This window comes from Roseovarius salincola, from assembly GCF_026891095.1.
Lineage (GTDB): Bacteria > Pseudomonadota > Alphaproteobacteria > Rhodobacterales > Rhodobacteraceae > Roseovarius > Roseovarius salincola.
Genome location: NZ_JAPTNL010000013.1, coordinates 51,641 through 72,327 on the forward strand (window position 1 = coordinate 51,641; position 20,687 = coordinate 72,327).

General features: G+C 65.7%; 19 protein-coding genes and 2 riboswitches. Of the genes, 7 read left to right on the top strand and 12 right to left on the bottom strand.

From position 1 onward, the window contains the following. Positions 1 to 161: 161 nt before the first annotated feature. Both folE2 and metZ read right to left on the bottom strand, forming a co-directional pair. The gene (gene folE2, locus N5A93_RS13985; RefSeq protein ID WP_268955721.1) at positions 162 to 1,262 is read right to left on the bottom strand and encodes a GTP cyclohydrolase FolE2; all 1,101 of its coding nucleotides are present in this window, start codon (positions 1,260 to 1,262) and stop codon (positions 162 to 164) included. A gap of 96 nt (positions 1,263 to 1,358) precedes the next feature. After that, positions 1,359 to 2,552 carry an O-succinylhomoserine sulfhydrylase gene (metZ, locus tag N5A93_RS13990; protein WP_268955722.1) on the bottom strand — a complete coding sequence of 398 codons (1,194 nt, stop codon included), beginning with the start codon at positions 2,550 to 2,552 and terminating at the stop codon, positions 1,359 to 1,361. A 59-nt stretch (positions 2,553 to 2,611) separates the two neighbouring features. Further along, a riboswitch (SAM riboswitch) is annotated at positions 2,612 to 2,690 on the bottom strand. A gap of 116 nt (positions 2,691 to 2,806) precedes the next feature. Between metZ and N5A93_RS13995 the strand changes: the two genes are divergently transcribed. Further along, complete coding sequence (locus N5A93_RS13995; protein ID WP_268955723.1) at positions 2,807 to 3,754, top strand: alpha/beta hydrolase; 948 nt, start codon at positions 2,807 to 2,809, stop codon at positions 3,752 to 3,754. Between the two features lie 4 nt (positions 3,755 to 3,758). On the opposite strand, the gene N5A93_RS14000 is transcribed toward N5A93_RS13995, so the two are convergent. The 3 genes from N5A93_RS14000 to N5A93_RS14010 all read right to left on the bottom strand — a co-directional run bounded on the left by N5A93_RS14000 (position 3,759) and on the right by N5A93_RS14010 (position 5,990). Further along, positions 3,759 to 4,382, bottom strand: coding sequence for a hypothetical protein (locus N5A93_RS14000; RefSeq protein WP_268955724.1), 624 nt, complete (start codon positions 4,380 to 4,382; stop codon positions 3,759 to 3,761). Positions 4,383 to 4,469: 87 nt separating this feature from the next. Continuing rightward, on the bottom strand, positions 4,470 to 5,072 hold the full coding sequence (locus tag N5A93_RS14005) for an inner membrane-spanning protein YciB (RefSeq protein WP_268955725.1): 603 nt from the start codon (positions 5,070 to 5,072) through the stop codon (positions 4,470 to 4,472). 15 nt (positions 5,073 to 5,087) lie between these two features. Then, positions 5,088 to 5,990 carry an EamA family transporter gene (locus N5A93_RS14010; protein ID WP_268955775.1) on the bottom strand — a complete coding sequence of 301 codons (903 nt, stop codon included), beginning with the start codon at positions 5,988 to 5,990 and terminating at the stop codon, positions 5,088 to 5,090. Between the two features lie 74 nt (positions 5,991 to 6,064). Here N5A93_RS14010 and N5A93_RS14015 point away from each other — a divergent pair, with 74 nt between their 5' ends. Continuing rightward, positions 6,065 to 6,577 carry an MgtC/SapB family protein gene (locus N5A93_RS14015; RefSeq protein WP_268955726.1) on the top strand — a complete coding sequence of 171 codons (513 nt, stop codon included), beginning with the start codon at positions 6,065 to 6,067 and terminating at the stop codon, positions 6,575 to 6,577. A gap of 1 nt (position 6,578) precedes the next feature. Here N5A93_RS14015 and ftsY read toward each other — a convergent pair whose 3' ends face one another. Both ftsY and N5A93_RS14025 read right to left on the bottom strand, forming a co-directional pair. Beyond that, positions 6,579 to 7,901, bottom strand: coding sequence for a signal recognition particle-docking protein FtsY (ftsY, locus tag N5A93_RS14020; RefSeq protein WP_268955727.1), 1,323 nt, complete (start codon positions 7,899 to 7,901; stop codon positions 6,579 to 6,581). A 71-nt stretch (positions 7,902 to 7,972) separates the two neighbouring features. After that, positions 7,973 to 9,658 (bottom strand): NAD(P)H-dependent oxidoreductase subunit E, encoded by a 1,686-nt coding sequence (locus N5A93_RS14025; protein ID WP_268955728.1) that lies wholly within the window; start codon positions 9,656 to 9,658, stop codon positions 7,973 to 7,975. 158 nt (positions 9,659 to 9,816) lie between these two features. Between N5A93_RS14025 and N5A93_RS14030 the strand changes: the two genes are divergently transcribed. Next, entirely contained in the window at positions 9,817 to 10,221 is a 405-nt protein-coding gene (locus N5A93_RS14030) for a hypothetical protein (protein ID WP_268955729.1), read from the top strand. Between the two features lie 15 nt (positions 10,222 to 10,236). Here the strand turns inward: N5A93_RS14030 and xseA are convergent, their stop codons facing one another. Continuing rightward, the gene (gene xseA / locus N5A93_RS14035) at positions 10,237 to 11,844 is read right to left on the bottom strand and encodes an exodeoxyribonuclease VII large subunit (protein WP_268955730.1); all 1,608 of its coding nucleotides are present in this window, start codon (positions 11,842 to 11,844) and stop codon (positions 10,237 to 10,239) included. Positions 11,845 to 11,919: 75 nt separating this feature from the next. Between xseA and purD the strand changes: the two genes are divergently transcribed. Beyond that, positions 11,920 to 13,182, top strand: coding sequence for a phosphoribosylamine--glycine ligase (gene purD, locus N5A93_RS14040; RefSeq protein WP_268955731.1), 1,263 nt, complete (start codon positions 11,920 to 11,922; stop codon positions 13,180 to 13,182). A gap of 90 nt (positions 13,183 to 13,272) precedes the next feature. Here purD and N5A93_RS14045 read toward each other — a convergent pair whose 3' ends face one another. Continuing rightward, complete coding sequence (locus N5A93_RS14045; RefSeq protein WP_268955732.1) at positions 13,273 to 13,938, bottom strand: FG-GAP repeat domain-containing protein; 666 nt, start codon at positions 13,936 to 13,938, stop codon at positions 13,273 to 13,275. Between the two features lie 44 nt (positions 13,939 to 13,982). Continuing rightward, on the bottom strand, positions 13,983 to 14,306 hold the full coding sequence (locus tag N5A93_RS14050; RefSeq protein ID WP_268955733.1) for a 2Fe-2S iron-sulfur cluster-binding protein: 324 nt from the start codon (positions 14,304 to 14,306) through the stop codon (positions 13,983 to 13,985). Between the two features lie 229 nt (positions 14,307 to 14,535). On the opposite strand from N5A93_RS14050, the gene N5A93_RS14055 reads away from it, so the two are divergent. The 3 genes from N5A93_RS14055 (at position 14,536) to N5A93_RS14065 (ending at position 17,595) form a co-directional block, all read left to right on the top strand. After that, positions 14,536 to 15,057 (top strand): peptidoglycan-binding domain-containing protein, encoded by a 522-nt coding sequence (locus N5A93_RS14055; protein WP_268955734.1) that lies wholly within the window; start codon positions 14,536 to 14,538, stop codon positions 15,055 to 15,057. Between the two features lie 390 nt (positions 15,058 to 15,447). After that, positions 15,448 to 16,002, top strand: a complete 555-nt coding sequence (locus tag N5A93_RS19510) for a DUF1127 domain-containing protein (protein WP_328406776.1) — start codon at positions 15,448 to 15,450, stop codon at positions 16,000 to 16,002. A gap of 279 nt (positions 16,003 to 16,281) precedes the next feature. After that, the gene (locus tag N5A93_RS14065) at positions 16,282 to 17,595 is read left to right on the top strand and encodes an ArgE/DapE family deacylase (protein ID WP_268955735.1); all 1,314 of its coding nucleotides are present in this window, start codon (positions 16,282 to 16,284) and stop codon (positions 17,593 to 17,595) included. On the opposite strand, the gene N5A93_RS14070 is transcribed toward N5A93_RS14065, so the two are convergent. Together N5A93_RS14070 and N5A93_RS14075 are read right to left on the bottom strand one after the other, a co-directional pair. Further along, the gene (locus tag N5A93_RS14070; RefSeq protein ID WP_268955736.1) at positions 17,592 to 17,831 is read right to left on the bottom strand and encodes a hypothetical protein; all 240 of its coding nucleotides are present in this window, start codon (positions 17,829 to 17,831) and stop codon (positions 17,592 to 17,594) included. The two genes, N5A93_RS14065 and N5A93_RS14070, sit on opposite strands and share 4 nt — an antisense overlap. 143 nt (positions 17,832 to 17,974) lie before the next feature. Next, a riboswitch (cobalamin riboswitch) is annotated at positions 17,975 to 18,161 on the bottom strand. 77 nt (positions 18,162 to 18,238) lie between these two features. Continuing rightward, a complete protein-coding gene (locus N5A93_RS14075) occupies positions 18,239 to 20,614 on the bottom strand; it encodes a thiamine pyrophosphate-binding protein (RefSeq protein WP_268955737.1) in 2,376 nt (791 codons plus the stop codon). Positions 20,615 to 20,687: the final 73 nt, after the last annotated feature.

Below are 20,687 nucleotides of genomic sequence, written 5' to 3' on the forward strand. Positions count from 1 at the left end.
CGCGTCTGTAACATGAGGATAAAACACCCCACCCCACGCCCCGCGTCACGAATCCCCGCAGGCGCGCGCGCCGCCCCGCCATGACCGCAAAACGCGCATCATCGCGGATACTGCATAAGAATGAGGCAGTCGCACAAACCCTGCTGCGCGCAACCAAGGCTTCAGCCGACGTGAAACAAAGTGCTGAACAGGCGCGGGTCGATGCTGTCGCTTGCAAAGGTGTCGCCCTCGGTCAGCACGCTTACCGCGTCATGGCTGTGCAGGCTTTCCTGATGGCTGGCGACGACGCGGAAATCGCCGATCCGCTCGTCCTTCAGCAATTGCTCGCAAAACAGCCGCGCCGCGTCCTCGACAAAGATCGGGTTGGCGGCATTGAGCTCGGCAAAGGCCTGCTCGTCCTCGCGCTTGACCATCACCTGCGTTTCGGTCGGCACCGCTTTGCGGGCAATCTCGATCAGGTCCTCGAACCACAGCATTTCCGCGCCGGTGATCTCGACCGAAATCCGCGCCACCGAGCGTTGCGAATGCGGCGTCGCCAGTTGTCCGCGGGTCTCGCGGGCATGTTCGCTCAACTCAAGCGAGCAGGGGCAGGTCGAGGAATAGACATAGTCGAAATGCATGAACTTGCGCCGCACCCCGTCGAATTCGGCCAGTTCCATCGCGATATCGTAATACTGGTACCCTTCCAGCCCCGACCGAAGCGAGGCCAGCTTGACCGGATAGGAGAACCGCATCTGCAACCGCGCGTCGATCGTGTCCAGATCCGAGATGTAATCGTCCAGCGCCGCTTCCATCACCTCGTAGCTGAAGGTCTTTTCCGCATGGCGGTAGAAGCTGCGCATGATGCGCGACATGTTGATACCCTTCTTGCCCGCCTCAAGGCTCACCGTGCCGGTCACAGAGGTCTGCAATGTCAGATCGCCATTGTCACGGGTGTGAAAGCGGATCGGCAGCCGGAAATTCGAAATCCCTACATGCTGCAAATGCTGCTTGGCGCCACGGATCAGGGAGCTGGGGCCGTTCTGCAGGTCGGGCATCGAATTGCGATAAGCCGTGTCGACCTCGAAATTCTCGGGATAGGTGCGCGACAAGTCGGGATAATTGCGCCGGTCACGCCCGGGCAACAGGCGCGCGATCGCGGGATCGAGATCCGCAACCTCCTCGGGCGTGGCCTGCCCGGCCCAGGCCCGCAGACGTTCCAGCGCCGCCTTGGCTTCCTCGCGATCCGGCATGTCCGACATTTCCCGCGTATGGATGTTCATTTCTGGCCCCTTATGTCCCGGTGCCCGTGATATCTAATCACGCGGCGGAAATATTTCCAATTTCGAAAGGAAATACGCCGGAAACGACCGGATGGATCATTCCTTTTCCCGCGCGGCCTCCAGCGCCTGTACGATATCGGCGATCAGATCCTCGCTGTCCTCTATCCCCACCGACAGGCGCACCAGCCCCGGTGTGATCCCCAGAGCGGCCTTCTGGTCCTCGGGCAGGCGCTGGTGCGTGGTGGTCGCCGGATGCGTGGCAATCGACTTGGCATCGCCCAGATTGTTCGAGATCAGAACGATCCTGAGAGCGTTCAGAAAGCGGAACGCCCCCGCCTGCCCGCCTTCGATCTCTAGTGCCACCACCGTGCCGCCCTTGCCCATCTGGCGCAGCATCAGTTCGTGCTGCGCATGGCTGGGGTGGCCCGGATAGATCGTGCGCACGAGGCCCTTTTGGCCCTCAAGCGCCTCGCTCAACTTGAGCGCCGTCGCGGCCTGCGCCTCGACCCTGAGCGAGATTGTTTCAAGCCCCTTGAGCATGATCCAGGCGTTGAAGGGCGACATCGAGCCGCCGGTATGCTTCATGTAGGGCTCGACCGTGCCGCGGATGAAGTCGCGCGTGCCCAGGATCACGCCGCCAAGCGCACGCCCCTGCCCGTCGATATGCTTGGTTGCCGAATAGACCACCACATCGGCGCCCTGCGCGATAGCGCGCGAAAAGACCGGTGTCGCGAAAACATTGTCCACGATCACCGTCGCGCCGACCCCGTGCGCCAGCGCCGCGACCGCCCCGAGATCCACCAGCTCCAGCGTCGGGTTGGCGACCGATTCAAAAAACACCGCGCGCGTGTCCTCGCGGATCGCCGCGCGCCACTGCTCCAGGTCCGGCCCGTCGACGAATGTCACCTCGACCCCGAACCGGGTCAGCACCTCGTCAAGCACGTAAAGACAGGAACCGAACAGCGCCCGCGCCGCCACCACGTGATCTCCCGCCCTGAGCATCGAGGTCAGCGCCCCGCTGACCGCCGCCATACCGCTGGCGGTGGCAAAGGCGTCCTCGGCACCCTCCAGCGCCGCGATGCGCTCCTCGAACATGGCAACCGTCGGATTCCCGTATCGCGCATAGATGAACTCATCCGGGCCGGCCTCAAGAAACCGCGCCTCTGCCTGTTCGGCACTCTCGTAAACAAAGCCCTGGGTCATGAAGATGGCTTCGCTGACCTCGCCCCACTGACTGCGGCGCGTGCCGCCATGCACCAGCTTCGTGCGCGTCTTCCAATCCTCGTCCATCGTCATCCTCCTGGGCGCCCGGCCCAAATGAAAAAACCCCCGTCGCGGTCAAGCGAAAGGGGGCTTTCATCCTGACCTCTTTAGCGGAGTTGTTTTACGTGGCCCGCAATCCGGTAACAAATCGCCACGCCGCCGATTTACCCCTGGCCGCGTGGCGCGTCAACACCGTCTCGTGTCTTTTACATTTCATTCAAGAAACCGTCGTAGTCGTCCTCTACCTCGAAGCTACCAGATGTAGTGGCGACTCGAGCATCATGCCCTTACTGCATATCAATTCAGGCCCCGATGGCCCCGTCCTTCACGCCGGGCCGGCCACCCCCCTCGGCCCCGCGCTGGCGCAGGCGCTGCGCCACGGGCACGGTCCGGTCGTGATCATGACCCACGGTTACAAATTCGCGCCCGGTCACGGGCTCGACTGCCCGCACCAGCACATCCTCTCGCTCGATCCCGCCTGCCGCAGCTGGAAAGCCATGAGCTGGCCGCGCGGCCTTGGCTTCGGCGCGGGGCAGCACGACGAAGGCACGGCCATCGCCTTCGGCTGGCCGGGCCGGGGGACCATCTGGCAGGCCTACCGACAGGCCGAGATCGCCGGCGCCACGCTGGCGCGTCTGATCGGGATGATTGCCCGGATCGCGCCCGACAGGCCGCTGCACCTGCTGGCGCATTCTCTGGGCGCGCGTGTCGTTCTGGGGGCGCTCAAACGCCTGCCCGAGGGGCGCGTCGCCCGCGCGATCCTTCTCTCAGGCGCGGAATTCGGCAGCCGCGCCGCCGAGGCGCTCAGCCGCGGCGCAGGGCGCAGCGCCGAGATCATCAACGTTACCAGCCGCGAGAACGACCTGTTCGATTTTCTGCTGGAGCGGCTGGTCGCGCCGCCGGTGCACGGCGACCGCAGCCTTGGCCACGGCCTGCCTGCAATGCCGAAAACGCTGACGCTGCAACTGGATCATCCCGACACCCTGACGGCGCTGGCGCGCGCGGGCTTCGAAATCGAGCCCCCCAAGGCGCGGATCTGTCACTGGTCGTCCTACCTGCGCCCCGGCGTGTTCCCGTTCTACCGCGCCTTGCTGCGCGCACCCGAAGCACTGCCGCTGCCACAATTGCGCGCAGCCCTGCCCGCCGAGCCCGAGCCGCGCTGGTCGCGCATCCTGCGCCCGCCCTGCCCCGAGATCGCCCTGCCCGGCTGGCGGCGCAGCGCGACCTGACGGATCAGGCGACTTTTTCCTGGGGCGGCAACACCATCAGCACCATGAACCAGTAGAACCCGTGCAGGAACAGCACGAAGACCGGCATCACCGTGATCCAGACCGCCAGCGTCTCGCCCGCGATCAGCAATTCGTTCACCGCGATCACCATCGCTGCCGCCAACGCGTTGACGCGCAACAGGCTGACACGCTCGACCGGCTTGCCATCGGCGCTCTGCTGCGGCACCACCCGTTCCAGCATGTCCTTTTCACGCCGGATTCCCAGGATCATGATGACCAGGAAAAAGACGCACATGCCGCTCAGCACACGCTGCGTGAACAGCGGATCGTTCAGCCAAAGCTGAACCGCCGCCAGCGTCACCAAACCCAGCACCGGCCACATCAGCATGCCGGGCTTGCCGCTGCGCACCTTGCGCAGACTGAAGGCCGCATCCGGCAGATTGCGCCAGATCGCATAGGCCTCGGCCACGACCACCGCCATGACAAAGGCGCGCTCTTCCTGCACCCCCATGTGCCGAAGGCCGATCCACAGGATCAGCATCGTCAGGACAGGCAGGATGTTCTCGGCCCGGATCGCGGGAATTGATGTCGTGGCGAACCAGAGGCGGGTGGAAAGATTGCTTATCATCCCTTTGGGATAGGCATGGAATCTGTCGAAAACCGGGCAGCGATTTGCACTTTCCGAGAAACCGTTGGCGATGCGACGGTGCCGCGCTCAGCCTTCCTCGTCCTGCTGGCCGTAATCGCGAAACAGCCGCCCTTGCGCCATGAAGAACAGGAAGATCGCCGCCGTCAGGCCGAACGTCTTGAAATAGACCCAGCTTTCCTCGCTCATCGTCCGCCAGACCAACTCGTTCAGGATCGCCAGCCCGAAGAAGAACAGCGCCAGCCGCCGGGTCAGGATCATCCAACCCTTGTCCGAAAGCGGCATCACGCCATCCATGACATATTGCAGCCAGGAACGTCCCCTCAAAAGCCCGGCGCCAAGCACCCCTGCGAACATGAGGTAGATGATCGTCGGTTTCATCTTGAAAAAGCGCGGATCGTTGAACCACACGCTCAGCCCGCCGAACACCACGATCAGAACAGCGGTAACCACCTGCATCTTCGACAGGTGCCCGGTCAGCCGCCACAGCAGTCCCATCGCCACAAGGAACACCGGGATGAACCCCGCAGTGACCACGATGAAACCGTCATATTCGGTCCCCGCGATGGTGAAAATCCGGTCCTTGAGCATGAGGTAAGCGGCGAAGAACGCCAGAATAGGCCCCAACTCCAGCCCGGTCTTCAGCATCGGATTGATCTTTCGCTCTTCCATCACAGGCCTCGTCTCCTATCCGCCCAACTCAACTATCACAGCGCCCGCCGCGATCAATGCCATAAGGGCGATCCGGCGCGGCCCGACGGTCTCGCGCAGCACCAGCCAGCCGATCAGCGCGGCAAAGACCGTCGATGTCTCGCGCAGCACCGCCGCCTCGCCCACCTTGTCCAGCCGCGTCGCCAGCATGATCGACCCGAAGGAAAAGAACGCCACGACGCCCCCGACCATGCCCCGCAGCAAGAGCGGCCCCGGATGGGGTGGCGCGGGCATGCGGCGCCATCGCAGCAGCGCATAGAACGGCAGCACGATCCCGTCGATCATGAAAAACCACGCCAGGAAAGTGAACGGATCGGCCGACGCGCGGATGCCATAGGCATCATAGGTCGTGTAAAGCGCCACGAACATCCCCGTCGCCACCGCCAGCATCAGCGCAGCGGGCAGATTCTCGCGGTTCACCTCAAGATTGCGCAGATTATAGACCGCAAGCCCGTAGATGCCCGACAGCAACACCGCCACGCCCAGCCATTGCACCGGCGTGAAGCGCTCGCCGAACAGCAGATAGGCGCCGATCACGGTGAACAACGGGCCGGTGCCGCGCACCACGGGATAGACCACCGTATAGGCGCCCTTCACATAGGCATTGGCCTGCAGGATCTTGTAGGCCAGGTGGATCGCGAAGGCCCAGCCAAAGATCGGCCACATATGCGGCTCGGGCCAGGGCACGACGAAGAACGCGAAGGGCGCGGCCATCAGCGCATAGCTCCCGTCGATCGCGCCCCGGCTCAGCCAGGGATCGTGGCGGCCTTTCTGAAGCGCGCCGAACACCGCATGCAAAAGCGCCGCCAGCAGCGCCAGCGCCATGGCCAGATGATGCCCTGCCGCCGTCCCCTCGAGCGATATCAGCCAGGCGCTCAACCCCATGTCACTGCACCCATGCTGCAAACCTGCTAGGGTTGGATGATGGCAGGGATTCGCCTGACGGAGGATTGATGATCGAACAGGCGCTCGACGTGATCTCAGAAGAGCTTTCCGGCACCTTCGCCGCCGTGCCGCCCCTGGTTGCCGCCACGCGGCTCATGGCGGCGCTGGTGCTTGGCGGGCTGATCGGGTTCGAGCGCGAATGGGTGCGCAAGCCGGCCGGGCTGCGCACGCATATGCTGGTCTCGATCGCCGCCTGCCTGTTCATCATCGTCAGCCAGCAGCTTGCGCATGTCCCCTTTGGCGACAAGGATGCGCTCCGCGTCGATCCGCTGCGCCTGATCGAGGCGGTGACAGCCGGCGTCGCCTTCCTGGCGGCGGGCACGATCTTCACCTCGCGCGGGCAGGTCCACAACATCACCACCGGCGCGTCGATGTGGCTGGCCGGGGCGATCGGGCTGGCCTGCGGCGCAGGGCAGATGCCACTGGCGCTCATGGCGACGGCGATCGTTCTGGTCGTGCTCTTCGCGCTCAAGACGGCCGAACCCACGGGCGATGCCGAGCAGGACGCGCCTTCGGACTGACTCATGACCGGTCCAGGCCGGTCAGCGCATCTGCGAATTCCTCGGGATCGAACGGCGCCAGATCGTCAATCTGCTCGCCCACGCCGATGGCGTGAATGGGCAGGCCGAACTTGTCGGCCAGCGCCACCAGCACACCGCCCTTGGCGGTGCCGTCCAGCTTGGTCATCACCAGCCCCGATACATCGGCCAGCTTGCGGAAGGTCTCGACCTGGCTCAACGCGTTCTGGCCGGTCGTGGCATCCAGCACCAGCAGCGTGTTATGCGGAGCGCTTTCGTCCTTCTTGCGAATGACCCGGACGATCTTGGCCAGTTCCTCCATCAGGTCGGCGCGGTTCTGCAAGCGCCCGGCCGTGTCGATCATCAACAGATCCGCACCATCGGCCTGCGCCTTTTCCATCGCGTCATAGGCCAGGCTCGCCGGGTCCGATCCCTCGGGCGCGGTCAGCACCGGCACCCCGGCACGGTCGCCCCAGATCTGCAACTGCTCCACGGCGGCGGCGCGGAACGTGTCCCCGGCGGCGATCACCACCTGCTTTCCCGCGGCCTTGAACTGGCTGGCCAGCTTGCCGATCGTCGTGGTCTTGCCCGAGCCGTTGACCCCGACCACCAGCACCACCTGCGGCACCTTGGGATATAGCGGCATAGGGCGCGCCACCGGCTCCATGATGCGGGTGATCTCCTGCGACAGAAGGCTCTTGATCTCCTGCGTCGACAGCTTCTTGCCCATGCGCCCCTCGGCCATGTTGGCCGTCACGCGCAAGGCGGTATCGACCCCCATATCGGCGCTGATCAAAAGCTCCTCAAGCTGTTCGAGCATGTCGTCATCAAGCACCCGGCGGGTGACGGTCTTGGCCTCGCCACGGCCCAGGAGCCGCCCAAGGATCCCCGGCTTCGCGGATCTGGCGGGGGCTTCGACGGCGTCTTCCACGGGGATTTCCACGGGCGTCGGCGCAGGCGCTGGCTCGGGCGCCGGTGCGGGCGCTTCCTGCGGGGTCGGGTCTGGCACTTCGCGCGGTGGCGGCGCGGGCTGCTCGGAGGGCGGCTCGGGCAGTTCTTCAGGCGCGGGTCGTGGCGCCGGTTCCGGCTGCGGCACAGGCACCGGCTCGGGCTGCGGTTCCGGCTCGGGCTGTGGTTCTGGCTCGGGTTCCGGCTCGGGCGCAGGCTCCGGTTCGGGCTCGGGCTGCGGGTCGGGCCTAGGTTCCGGCTCGGCAGGCGCGGCGATCTCTTCATGCTCGCCGCCCTCTTCGACGATCGCATCCAGCCCGTCCTCGAGCTTGGACGACGACTTGAAAAGCCGCTCCTTGAGTTTCTTGAAAAACGCCATGCGCCCTCCGATCCGCTTGTCAATTCTCACCTAATGCGGATCGCGGCGATATGGAAGCCTGCGGCGCGTTTTCAGACCTCGTCGGGGAAATGCTTGATCGTCAGGCGGATCGGATTGGGCGCGGCCTGCCCCAGCCCGCAGATCGAGGCATCCCCCATCGCCTGGCACAGCTCTTCCAGCAATGGCTGATCCCAGCGGTCGGCCTGCATCAGCTTGACCGCCTTCTCGCAGCCCACCCGGCAGGGTGTGCATTGACCACAGCTTTCATCTTCGAAGAACCGCAGCATGTTGAGCGCCGCCGCGCGGGCGGAATCCTGATCCGACAACACCACAACCGCCGCCGAGCCGATGAAACTGCCATGCGGCTGGAGCGTGTCGAAATCAAGCGCAACGTCGTCCATCGACGCGGGCAGCAACCCCGAAGACGGCCCGCCCGGCTGATAGGCCTTGAAGACATGGCCCTCCAGCATTCCGCCGGCGGCCTCGATGATGTCAGTGATGGTCGACCCCGCAGGCAGCAGATGCACGCCGGGCTTTTTCACCCGCCCCGACACCGAATAGGAGCGCAGCCCCTTGCGGCCGTTGCGCTCGACACCCGACAGGATATCGCCGCCCTCGCGCAGCACCCGCGCGACCCAATAAAGCGTCTCGACATTGTTGACCAGCGTCGGGCGGCCGAACACCCCGACCTGAGCCACGAAAGGCGGGCGATGGCGCGGCAATCCGCGCTTGCCTTCGATCGATTCGATCATCGCCGACTCTTCGCCGCAGATATAGGCCCCGGCACCGCGCCGCAGGTCGATATAGCCCGTTTCGACCAGACCTGCCGCCTCAAGCGCCGCAATCTCGCGGCGCAGGATTTCCAGCACCGCGGGATATTCGTCTCGCATGTAGATGAAACACGTCTCGGCCTCGACCGCCCAGGCGGCAATCAGCATTCCCTCAAGAAAAACATGCGGCTGGCGCTCAAGGTAAAAGCGATCCTTGAAGGTGCCCGGCTCGCCCTCATCTCCATTTACGGCGAGGTAGCGCGGCCCGGCTTCCGCGCGAACGAAGCCCCATTTCTTGCCCGACGGAAACCCCGCGCCGCCAAGACCGCGCACACCGGCGTCCAGCAGGCTTTGCTGCACGGTTTCGAAATTGCCACCCTTGCGCAGCTGTTCCAGCACCTCGTAACCGCCGCCCGCGCGGTAGGCGTCAAGCGCCTCGTAACCGGGGATATGCGCATGGGTGTCGCCCGCCGCGATGGCCTCGCGCACCTTTTCAGGCGTGGCCGCGTCGATATGGTGATGCCCCAGCTCCAGCACCGGTGCGGTATCGCAGCGCCCCATGCAGGGGGCGCGCAGAACCCGCACCTCGGCAGGGTCCAGCCCCTCTTCCAGCGCCGCTTTCAACTGCTGCGCGCCCGCCAGTTCGCAGCTGAGCGAATCGCAGACCCGGATCGTCAGCGCGGGCGGCGGGCTCTCGCCTTCCTTGACCACGTCGAAATGGGCATAGAACGTCGCCACCTCGTAGACCTCGGCCTGCGCGATGCGCATTTCCTCGGCCAGCGCGCGCAGATGCGCCGCCGACAGATGGCCGAACCTGTCCTGGACAAGGTGCAGATACTCGATCAACAGATCGCGCCGGCGCGGAGCATCGCCCAGCAGATCGCAGACCTCCTGCCAGGCCTGATCCTCCAACTGGCGGCCCTTGGGGGTGTGACGCCCCTTGCCCTTGCCCGATTTCCAGACGCCCTTGCGTTCGTCGAGTGCCATTCTGCGCGTCTCCGAATTGCTTTCGTGCCGACAGATACATAGCACGACACCGCCACGCGTGGCCAAAAGCGACATATGCGCCCCCGGAAACGTTGACCCCTCTGAAACGTGACCCGAACCGTCTGGCCTGCGCCGCGCGTCTCTGCCAGACTGTCCCCATGCCGCGCCTGATCCCGCTCCTGGCCCTGAGCCTTGTGTTCCTTGCCCCGCCGCTGCGGGCGCAAGAGGTGATGAGCGCCGACGCCTTTGACGCCTATACCCGTGGCAAGACCTTTTATTATGGCAGCAACGGCACAGCTTACGGCGCCGAGGAATACCTGAGCGACCGGCGCGTGCGCTGGTCCTTCCTCGATGGCGAATGCCAGGAAGGCGAATGGTATGAGGACTCCGGCCAGATCTGTTTCGTCTACGAGAACCGCCCCGAGCCGCAATGCTGGACCTTCACCAAAGGCCCCGGCGGGCTGGTCGCACGTTTCGTGAACGACCCTTTCGCAAGCGAGCTTTACGAGGTCGAGCAAAGCGACGAGCCGCTGTCCTGTCCGGGGCCGGAAATCGGCGTCTAGCGCGATCGCCCCGCCTCAGAACAGGCTGCCCTGATCGGGGGGGTCGGATTTCGCACCACCCGCCTTGCGGGCGGGCTTGGAAGTCGCCTTCCGGGGCGCTTTGGGCGCGGCGTCCGCCCCGTCCCCGCCGCCACCACCCGCCAGATCAAGCCGGCCATCGGCGAATTCGATCTCCAGCGCAGTTGCATGCGCGGCGGCTTCGCGTGTCGTGACCACCGCGCCATCGCCGCGCACCACGGCATAGCCGCGCTTCAGCGTCGCTTTGTAGCCCAATGTCTCGCGCAGGCGATCCATCGCCGTGATCTGCTCATGCCAGCCTTTGATCTGTCGCTGCCCCGCATCCGACAGGCGCTGGCCGATCCGGTCCAGCTGCTCGCGCTTTTGGGTGATGTCGCGCCGGATCGGGCGCAGGCTCAACCGGTCCAGCCGACGGTTCAGGGATTCGCGCTTCGCGTCGGCCATGCGTTGCAGCGCAGGCGCCAGCCGCAGCGCCCATGAACCATAAAGATCGCGCCGCGATGTCAGCCGCGACTGCAACAGGCCCGGACGCAGCGCACCCGACACTTCGAACAGCCGGACCCGGCGCTTTTGCACCCGGCTGGTCAGCGCGGCGGGCAGCCGGTCGGACCATGCATCCAGCCGCTGGCGCGGCGTGTCGAGCAGGCGCTCGGGCCTTGGCAGCGCGCGCGCCAGATCGCGCAGCCGCTGGCCGCGCGCGCCGACACCCGATGTCAGCGCATGGGTCAGCCGCGCCTCCTGCTTGTCGCACCAGGCCAAGAGGTCCAGCCGCACCGGCACCGCCAGTTCCGCCGCCGCCGTGGGGGTGGGCGCGCGCTGATCGGCGGCATGGTCGATCAGCGTCGTGTCGGTCTCATGCCCCACCGCCGAAATCAGCGGGATGTCGCTTTCGGCAGCGGCCCGCACCACCGATTCCTCGTTGAATCCCCAGAGATCCTCGATACTGCCGCCCCCGCGCGCCACGATCAGAAGGTCGGGCCGGGGCAAGGCGCCCCCCGGCGTGAACTGGTTGAAGCCCCGGATCGCACGGGTCACCTCGGGCGCGCATCTCTCGCCCTGCACGGCGACGGGCCAGATCAGCACCTTGCGCGGGAACCTGTCGCGCAGGCGGTGCAGGATGTCACGGATCACCGCGCCCGAGGGCGATGTGATCACCCCGATCACTTCGGGCAGATAGGGCAAGGGGCGCTTGCGCCCGGGCGCGAACAGCCCCTCCGCGGCCAGTTGCGCCTTGCGCTTTTCCAGCATCGCCATCAGCGCGCCCGTGCCCGCCGGTTTGATATCCTCGATCACCAGCTGATAGCGCGACTGGCCGGGGAAGGTGGTCAGGCGGCCGGTGGCCACCACCTCCATCCCTTCCTCGGGCTGCACCGAAAGGCGCGTCGCCACGCCCTTCCAGATCACCCCTGCCAGCACGGCGCGGTCATCCTTCAGGTCCATGTAGACATGGCCCGAACGCGGCCGGCTGACGCGCCCGACCTCGCCCTTTACCCGCACATGGGCGAATTCGCCCTCGATCACGCGCTTTACCGCGCCCGAGATTTCGGACACCGAGAATTCCGGGGCGTTCTCGCCCTCCAGGGGATCGTCGATCAGATCGGACATGCCTGCGCCTTGTGTCTGCCTGCACGCCACCTTAGAACGCCTGTGATCCAAGGCCAAGCAGGAGAGAGCGGCGCCATGAACATCCTGATCCTCGGCAGCGGCGGGCGCGAACACAGCATCGCCTGGGCAGTGATGCAGAACCCCAAATGCGACAAGCTGATCGTGGCGCCCGGCAATGCAGGGATCGCGCAGATCGCCGAATGCGCCACGCTCGATATCGAGGATGGCGGCGCGGTGGCGGGCTTTTGCGACACCAACGCCATCGACTTCGTGATCGTCGGTCCCGAGGCGCCGCTGGCCGCCGGTGTCGGCGACCGGCTGCGCGATGCAGGGATACTGGTGTTCGGCCCCTCGAAGGCAGCGGCCGAGCTTGAGGCCTCCAAACGCTTTACCAAGGCGATCTGCGACGCGGCGGGCGCGCCGACGGCCGCCTATGCCCATTTCACCGAGGCCGACGCCGCACGCGACCATATCCGAAAGCATGGCGCACCTATCGTGGTCAAGGCCGACGGGCTGGCCGCAGGCAAAGGCGTGATCGTGGCCGAAACCGAGGATCAGGCGCTGGCCGCGATCGACGACATGTTCGCCGGCGAATTCGGCGCGGCGGGGGCCGAGGTGGTGATCGAGGAGTTCATGCGCGGCGAAGAGGCCAGCTTCTTCGTGCTCTGCGACGGTGAAACCGCGCTGCCCATCGGCACTGCACAGGACCACAAGCGCGTCGGCGAAGGCGATACCGGGCCCAACACCGGCGGCATGGGCGCCTATTCGCCCGCCCCCGTGCTGACCGACGCGATCGCCGAGAAGGCGCTCGACAGGATCATCCGCCCCACCCTCGCGGAAATGTCGCGGCGCGGCACACCCTATCAGGGTGTGCTTTACGCCGGGCTGATGATCGAGAACGGCGAACCCCGGCTGGTGGAATACAATGTCCGCTTCGGCGATCCGGAATGCCAGGTGCTGATGATGCGCCTTGGCGCGCAGGCGCTGGACCTCATGCAGGCCGCCGCCGAAGGGCGCCTTGGCGAGGCGCGCGTCAACTGGGCCGACGATCACGCCATGACCGTGGTGATGGCCGCCAAAGGCTATCCGGGCGCCTATGAGAAGGGGTCGTTGATCAAGGGGCTGGAGGATTGCGCCGAGGACAGTTTTCACATGGTCTTCCATGCGGGCACCGCCCAAAAGGACGGCCAGATCGTCGCCGCGGGCGGGCGGGTGCTGAACGTCACGGCGCGCGGCGCGTCGCTGATGCAGGCGCGCGACCGGGCCTATGCGATGGTCGACAGGATCGACTGGCCCGAAGGGTTCTGCCGCCGCGATATCGGCTGGCGGGCGCTCTGAGCGGCAAGGGCTCGGATCGCTGATGCGATCCGACCGATGCGAGGGGCGCGGCCCCTCGCGCTCCCCGGAGTATTTCCGGCAAGATGAAGCCTAGCGGCAGGTCAGGGCGGCGTTCAGGCTGTCGGGGCCGGTGGCGGGGCCGACCACGCGGCTTTCAAGGCGGTCATTCACGAATTGCACGGCCATGACCCGCGACCAATCCCTGCTGGCGACGATGATCTCGGGGCCATCCCCGCAATCGCGGATTCCGCCGGGGATGTGATCCCAGCCGATCTGGTGATTGGTCAGGTTGGGCGCATCCGCCACATGAACGAGCTTGTTGTCCTCAAGACGCCAGACCCGGAGCAGCCTGAGCAGGTGGGGCCGGTCGATATAGGCGATCTCGGGCATGCCGTCGCCATCGACATCGGCCACGCCCACCGGAGCGAGCCAGCGATTCGGACGCCCCAGATAAGGCGTCGCTGCCAGCCGCCCCTCGGGGCCCCAGACAGCCAGCCGCGCACCAAGACGAAGGTTGGCCTCGACGACGATGACCTCGGGCGCACCGTCACCGTTCACATCGGCAAGGCGCGGCGCGATATCCTCAAAGACGTGAGTCTCCGGCAGGGTCAGGGTCAGCTGGCGGCCATCCGAAAGATCGAGCCTGAGTGCGCCCCATTCCACCTCGTCGCCAAGCACGCCGTGTTCGTAGCGCGTGGTCGGCTCGGCGTAGGTGGCGCCGGTGATCTCTTGTGCAAGGGCGGGCGCACAGAGCATCACAATCCCTGCGACACCGCCGGCAAGCCACCCCGCCCGCGCCATCAGATCTGCTTCTCGGGCATCTGCACGACCAGCCCGTCAAGATCATCGGTGACCTTGATCTGGCAGGTCAGGCGCGAGCGCTGCGGATCGGGCTCATAGGCGAAATCCAGCATGTCCTCTTCCATGTCGTCCTTGCCGGGCAGTTTTTCGACCCAGTCGGGATGGACATAGACATGGCAGGTCGAACAGGCGCAGGCGCCGCCGCAATCGGCCTCGATGCCGGGAATGTTGTTGTCGCGCGCGCCTTCCATCACGGTCAGGCCATTGGCCACATCGACCTCATGCGCGGTGCCGTTATGCTCGATATAGGTGATCTTCGCCATGAACTCTTGCTCTCTTTCAAACGTGCCGAACTGGTAGGGTTCCTAGCCAAGCCATTTAGTCCAGACCAGACCGATTTGCGACCCTTGCAGGGCCGGGTTGCGACAAAATCAACGTGTTCCGCATTTGTTCGAACCGATTGACGCAACAACGCGCGCCGCCGCGCCGCCGCTTCCCCGGCGGTGTGAAACCGTCTAGAGTGGCCGCAAAACACCGCCCCGAGGCCCGAGCATGACGCCCCGTTCCATTGCCCTTCTTTGGGCCACCCTCATCGCCGCCGCCTGCACCTCCGGCCAGCCACCGCGCGAACCCGCTCTGGCGCAAAGCCTGCGCGAGGCGCCACCCGGTGCCGCGCCGGGCACCTGCTGGGGCAAGCAGGTCACCCCGGCGGTCGTCGAGACCGTCACCGAACAGGTGCTGCTCGACCCCGCCAGCTACACGACCGAAGGCCAGCCGCAGAAGGCCGCCGTCTACCGGACCGAAACCCGGCAGGCCATTCTGCGCGAACGCGAGGTGACCTGGTTCCGCGCCCCCTGCGAGGATGCGCGCACCCCGGACTTCATCGCCTCGCTGCAACGCGCGCTCAAGGTGCGCGGACTCTACCAGGGCCCGGTCAACGGCCAAATGGATGCCCGCACCCGCGCCGCCGTGCGTGCCTTCCAGACGCCGCGCGGGCTGGCGACCGGGGTGCTGTCGCTCGATTCGGCGCGCGACCTCGGGCTGGTGGCGGTGGAGCGCCCCGGGGCGGACTGAATGCCGCGTTTCAGGCGAGCCGCGTCTATAAAAATGGGCAAGGCCGCAAGGCAGGGGATACACAGCTTTCGCGCCTCATGGCCGCATTCGGGGCGATGGACGGCCTTCATGTTCTCGATCAGCACATCCGGATCACCGCATCCACCTGGCTCAGCATCCGCTGCAACGCCCCCATCAGTATCGGACCGCGCCAGATCAAGGCCATGTCCGCCAGTGGGATGGCCAGCGATCCGCGGGCCGTTGCGGCGGGCTTTTGCGCAGGCCAGGTATTCGGGACATGCGCGACCCGCTCGGCGGCGGCACGCGCGGGTTCCAGCTGCCGGGTCGTGGGGGGATCGGCGCTTCAGAACGAATCGCATCTGAGCGTTCTCGACACTGATCGCGCGCACCATGTCACGCGATATCGCGCAACCGCCCGGCAGCTTCAGCCGCTCGAACGCCGCAGGAATTTCGCCGCGCGTTTCCGACATGCCCAATCTCCGCTTACTGGTGCTGCAAGAGGAGGCAGTTTTCACGCCACAGACAAATGCCAGCGCCGATGCCAGACATGAAGCGCCCAAAAAATGGAACTCGAGATTAACGTTACGTCATAGTGGCTTATGCATTCGCTGCATAGCAGCATTGCTCGAGATGGGGATTGTGCAGGCGCAGCATTTAGCTATCTTCATATCAACAACGACACACACGGCATGCAACGCAGCCGGAAGCCTGAGAGTAACGAAAATGACCTATGCGTCCTACACCCGCGCAGCAGAAACCGGTCTCGGCCTGGAGTTCAGCGCCGCGCTGCATCACATGATGCTTCGCTTCGCGGATTACCGCATCTATCGCACCACCCTGAACGAACTGCGCAAGCTGGACGACCGCACGCTGGCGGATCTCGGGATTGCCCGCTCGGGCATTCGCGCCAAGGCGCATGAAGTCGTCTACGGGACGCGCGATTGAACTGATTTGAGAATTCAGATGTCTCTCTCCTCCTCCCTGAGGCATCTGTGAACGGCGGCGGCCCCCTCCTCCTCCCTGGGCCGCCGCCATTAAGACCCCGGGTCTTCGGACCCGTACAGATTGCGAAAGGCCCTCTCCTCCTCCCTGGGCTGCTCGTAAAATGAAGCGGCGGTGCCTCTCCTCCTCCCTGGCACCGCCGCTTTTCTTTTCCGCCAATCCCTTGACTGTCCTCGCTGATCTCTGCTCGTATCCCGCGCAGCCCCATCAGGACATCGAGACATGACCCTTTCCCCCGACGATCCATCGCTGCGCGACGCCATCATTTCCGCCGTTGCCGACGGTTTCGACCGCCAGGTCCGTTTCCTCACCAGTTTCACCCGCATTCCCAGCCGCCGCGGCCAGGAAGACGCCGCGCTCGATTTCATGGCCGGTGCGCTGCGGGCGCGTGGCTGGCAGGTCGATGACTGGACCGCGCCGATCGACACGCTGCGCGACGAGCCCGGGTTTTGCGACTGCGCCGGCGAGGTCGCCTCGGTGCGCTCGGTCGTGGGCACGCTTGATCCCGACAGCGCCCAAGCCCCCGAAGGGCGCTCGCTCATCCTGCAAGGCCATCTCGATGTGGTGCCCGAGGGGCCGCCTGGCATGTGGCAAAGCCCGCCCTACGCGCCCGAAACGCGCGATGGCTGGATGTATGGGCGCGGCGCGGGCGACATGAAGGCGGGCAAGGTCGCGGCCCTCTTCGCGGTGGATGCGCTGCAGCGCGCGGGTTATGCCCCCGCCGGGCGGCTGCATTACCAATCTGTCGTCGAAGAGGAAAGCTCGGGACTCGGCGCTCTGGCCACGCTGGCGCGCGGCTACCGGGCCGATTGCGCCTTCATCCCCGAACCCACGGCACACAGGCTGGTGCGCGCGCAGGTCGGCGCGATCTGGTTCCGCCTGAAGGTGCGTGGCCGCCCCGCCCATGTGGCCTATGCGGGCACTGGTTCAAGCGCCATCACCGCCGCGATGCACCTGATCGCAGCCCTCCAGAAGATGGAAGCGCGCTGGAACGAAGAGGACGCCGCCCGCCACCCCCTTTACAAGCATGTCAACCACCCGGTCAACTTCAACGCCGGTAAGATCGCGGGCGGTGACTGGACCTCGAGCCTGCCCGCCTGGTGCGACGTGGATTGCCGCATGGGGCTTCTGCCCGGCGACGTCGTGTCCGAGCGCCGCGCGCAGATCATCGCCATTATCGAGGAGGCCGCCGCCGAGCATCCCTTCCTGCGCGACAACCCGCCCGAGATCGAATGGACCGGTTTCATGGCCGATGGCTACGCGCTCGAAAATGCCGCCGAACCCGAGGCGGCGCTGGCCGGGGCGCATTGCGCCGTCACCGGCGATGCCGGCCTGCCCGAGGACTCGTGGACCGCACTCACCGATACCCGTTTTTACGGGCTCTACCACGGCATCCCAAGCCTCTGTTACGGCCCCGTCGCCGAAAGCATCCACGGCTTTGACGAAAAGGTCGATCTGGCCTCGGTGCAACGCACGACCGAGGTGATCGCGCTCTTCATCACCCGGTGGTGCGGCCTGCGGCCGCTTGGCGGTTAATTCAACCGCCCGCGCGCACGGCGTCGCCCACCCGCCCGGCGATTGAGCGACAAGCTGGCATCCGTCAGGAACCCCACAAAGGCGCGCGCCGCCGGGCTGACCGGGTTCTGCGCCGCCGGGCTTTGCAGCGCGGCGCGCGCTTCGGCGGGGCTCACGCTGCCCGCCTTGTCGAAAATCCACTTGAGAAGCCCCATGCGCGCGGCGATATCGGCCTCCCGGCCCGTCGCCTCGCTCATTTCCAACCCATCAATGATCCGGGTCACACACATCGCGTTCTATCCTGCGGCCACACCCCGGGCCGTCTGGGGCGAAGGGAAAGAACCGACGGCAAGGCCCCGCCATTGCATGGAAGGGCCAGGCGCCCGCACCGCCCCCCGCGGCTTGACGTTGGTCCAAGGCTGGTTTCCGGGCTTGGCGGGATCGGATACGGCGCCTTCCCGGATCGTCGCGCGATCCAGTGGCCAAGGCCGCATCCCCCATCCTGACCGTTGCGGGGGCAGCGCCGGGTTTGCACCGGCTTCCCAATTCTCCCGCAGAACGCGGGCACCTCGGACCCCGATCCTGACCCAACCGACAGAGTCGCGCAAGCCGCGAATGCGGCAGCGCCGGGCGCAAAGCGACCCGCCCCTGCGCCGCCGGCGCGCTACATGGCCGGCGCGCCCTTGCCTCTTGTCAGCGTACCGATCACATGGGTAATGGCGTGGCGGTCGATCCGGTGATGGCACGCCAGATCGCCGATGGTGCCGGTCTGGCCGAAATGCTCGACCCCCAGCGGGATTGTCCTGTGCCCCGCCACCGCGCCCAGCCATGCCAGCGTGGCCGGATGGCCGTCGATCACGGTGACGATGGCGCAATGCCCCGGCAAATCGCCCAGCAATTTCTCCACATGGCTTTGCGCGGCGTCATTGCCGCGCGCGCGCTCACGCTGAGCAGCACTCCACCCGGCATTCAGCCGATCCGCAGACGTGACCGCCAGTACGCCCAAATCCCGGCGATGTTCGCCCATCATGCCGGCGGCCGCGATGGCCTCGTCGGCAACAGTCCCCTGATAGGCGATCACCACCGATGCATTCGGCCCCGGCCTGCGCAGCCAGTAGCCGCCGTCGATGGCGCCTTGCCGGAACGCATCGTCACCGCGCTTGCCCGGCTGTTCCAGCGGCTTCGTGCTCAGCCGCAAATAGACCGACCCGCCGGTCTCGTCGCGCAGCCACGTGCGCTCGTCCGGCACGCCCTCGCCATCGCGCTGCATGTAGTCGAACGCCCATTCCATGATCACCGCCAATTCATCTGCGAAGGCCGGCTCGAACGCCGCGAGCCCGTCCTGGCTCATCCCGATCAATGGCGTGCCGATGGATTGATGCGCCCCGCCCTCGGGCGCCAGCGTCACACCCGACGGCGTGCCCACGATCATGAAGCGCGCATCCTGGTAACAGGCATAATTGAGCGCATCGAGCCCCCGCGCCACGAAAGGATCGTAAAGCGTGCCGATGGGAATGACCCGCCGCCCCCAAAGACTGTGCGACAGCCCCGCCGCCCCCAACAGCAAAAAGAGATTCATCTCCGCTATACCCAGTTCCAGATGCTGGCCCTCGGGCGCGAAATTCCATTTCGCCGTGGACGGGATGCGATGCTCGATAAATGCGTCGGGCATCGCCTGCTTGGCGAAAAGCTTGCGGCCATTGACCCAAGGGCCAAGCCCGGTAGTGCCGGTGACATCGGGCGAGGTGGTCATGATCCGCGCGGCAAACCGGCTCTCGCCCCGCGCCAGCGTGTCGAGGATCTTGCCGAACGCCATCTGGGTCGAAATCTCGCGCTCCGGCGACAAGGCTATATCGGGCACCTCAAGGCGCTCGTCGCTGTATCGTCGCTTTCCTTCGGCAAAGAACGGCACGCGCGACAGGAACGCATTCAGCCCCGCCACGTATGCGACCGTGGCCAGCGGCTCCCATTCCCGCCCCTCGGGCACCCCCATATGCGCCTGCCATTCGGCCATCTGCGCCTTGGTCATCAGCCCGCCGTGATTGTCCTTGTGACCGGCGATCGGCGTGCCCCAGCCCTTTATCGTGTAGGCCAGGAAACAGGTGGGCCGGTCGTGGTCGATGGCGGCAAAGGTTGTCGCCATGGTCTCCACGCAATTGCCGCCCAGGTTCTCCATCAATGCCGCCAACTCGGCGTCATCGCGCCGCGTGATCAGGGCCGTCACGTCGCCCTGATCGCCCAGATCCTCCATCAACCGCTCGCGCCAGACCGCACCGCCCATATAGGTCAGTGCCGCATATTGCGCATTCGGGCAGCTGTCGATCCAGTCGCGCAGGGCCGCACCGCCCGGTTCCTCGAAGGCGGCCCGCTGAAGCGCGCCATGCTTGATCCGCACCACGTCCCAGCCGAACGCGTCGAAAATCTTCTCGACCCGCCCGAACAGCCCCTCGCGCACGATCCCGTCCAGCGACTGGCGGTTATAGTCGATGATCCACCAGGTATCGCGCAGATCGTTCTTCCAGCCCTCCTGCAACACCTCATAGATATTTCCCTCATCGAGTTCGGCATCGCCCACCAGCGCCACCATTCGCCCCTTGCGGATATCGCCCCATGCCTTCGCCGCGATGAAATCCTGCACCAGCGCCGCCAACGCCGTGATCCCGACACCAAGCCCCACCGACCCGGTCGAGAAATCCACATCATCAGTATCCTTGGTCCGGCTCGGATAGCTTTGCGCGCCGCCAAAGCCCCGAAACGCCTCGATCTTCTCGCGCGTCTGCTGGCCCATCAGATATTGCATCGCGTGAAACACCGGCGCGGCATGGGGCTTGACGGCGACCCGGTCCTCGGGCCTCAGCGCCGAGAAGTAGAGCGCCGTCATGATCGACACCATCGACGCCGACGAGGCCTGATGCCCGCCCACCTTGATCCCGTCGGCCCTGGGGCGGATATGTTTGGCATTGTGGATCATCCAGTGCGACAGCCACAGCAGCCGCTGTTCCACGGTCTTCAGATGAGCGATGGATCGGTCAATCGGCATGGAACCTCCGGGTTTCATGGTGTCTTGAGGTGGGAAACTGCCGCGCCGGGCCGGGCGCGACGCGCGCGAACGC